Source organism: Vibrio sp. 10N.222.48.A3 (assembly GCF_041475345.1).
Classification (GTDB): domain Bacteria; phylum Pseudomonadota; class Gammaproteobacteria; order Enterobacterales; family Vibrionaceae; genus Vibrio; species Vibrio tasmaniensis_A.
In genome coordinates, this window is the sequence record NZ_JBFRVX010001429.1 from 1 (window position 1) to 1,404 (window position 1,404).

Here is a 1,404-nt window from a genome sequence, read left to right on the forward strand (position 1 = left end):
TTTTTGCTTTATATAGAAGAGTAACCTTTAAAATCAGACGAATTCGACAGACTCTTCGTCTAACTGAACGCCGATTTCAAATTTCTTTTGAAGTTCATCAACCAGCTTTTGGTGAAAGGCTTCTTGAGTTCGAGAGACCTCAGCGATCGCCTTTTTAGGTAATGGCAAAGGATCCCAGTTACCATCGATGTTGTATTTACCCGTGTTGTACTTCGCCGAAAATCCTTCTTCCGACTTATCCAACTCCAACCACCAGCCCCAAAACTCACGTTCTTCTGGCGATTTTTTATCGTTCACACACACAGACAAGCAATCAAAAATATAGTGGCCTTCTTCTGATTGCGGCTCCCTTAAGTAAGGGCCTATAGCCTTTAAAACATTTAACAAGCGATAATGCGTAGGTTGTTGTGTCACTTCTGACATATTGAATCTCCATTTCAATGTTAAGAATGACGTTAATCAGAATGTTATACGTAGAAACTACGCAATTGGATTTTATAAATTATTTCTGAGTATCAGGTACTTACTTTGTACACTTTTCATGCTTAACTAATTTAGGAGAAATGTCATCTAAATAATTCATCCTCAAGCCACTTTATCGCCAATTCGAGGGATTGCTCATAACCTTGTGTAATTGATTTAGCTTTGATTTTCTTCGCTTTACCGTAATCACTGTAAATAGCAACAAGTTGGTTATCCATTGGAGGTGATACTGGGTCGCCCTCTAACGCTAATGCCAAGATAGGCACACTGGTTTTACTGTTTGACAGCAAACCTTGCACCTTGAGTGACCACGCCATCAATTGCCCAGAAAGACTATTGATATCAACAGCCCCTTTACCAAGACGCGAAGCTAACACATCTAAATGCATTTTAGGCATCTGTTTCAATTTGTCGGCATGAACAAAGATATCGTGAATTGGCGCGCCTAAAGAGATACACGCTTTAAGCTTATGCTGCTCAAGGAAAGATAATCTCACCATCGCATTGCCACCAAAGCGGAAGCCAAACAAGCCAACCTTGTGGTGATCGACCCACGGGATATTAGGCAGTTCATTCAAGACAGCTTGGTGAAGACAAGATGAGTCTTCTGTTAACGGCCAATGTGCACTGTGCCCTATCGATGGCATGTCTACCGTTAGCATGGCAATGTTCTTTGGTGCTAAGTAATCCCTAAACAAGCGCCACATATCGGTTTGCAAGCTATCTAGACCCGCGCTGACAATCACAACCGGTTGTGGTTTGTCTGTTTTGGTTAGATGCAAGTTCGCTTTGATCTTCTTGTTTTGGTATGGAATATCAATCTGTTTGACGATCAACTTCGTATGCTTAATTGCTTCAGAATAAGCTGCGTTGGCCAACACTTGAGCCTGAGCCGCCAAATTGTCGTTCTTGAGATGTGGG

The 1,404-nt window shown here is 41.7% G+C and carries 2 protein-coding genes; both read right to left on the reverse strand.

Features of this window, described 5'->3' with window-relative positions; all coding sequences use genetic code 11:
• Positions 1 to 33: 33 nt before the first annotated feature.
• A complete protein-coding gene (gene crl, locus AB4653_RS26900) occupies positions 34 to 423 on the reverse strand; it encodes a sigma factor-binding protein Crl (RefSeq protein ID WP_009847473.1) in 390 nt (129 codons plus the stop codon).
• Between the two features lie 143 nt (positions 424 to 566).
• On the reverse strand, positions 567 to 1,404 hold an 838-nt coding region (locus AB4653_RS26905), incomplete at its 5' end, for an alpha/beta hydrolase (protein WP_372105760.1).

Bases quoted from the DNA above. Each gene is read 5' to 3' on its own strand.
- crl (WP_009847473.1), bottom strand. From the start codon at position 423: ATGTCAGAAGTGACACAACAACCTACGCATTATCGCTTGTTAAATGTT.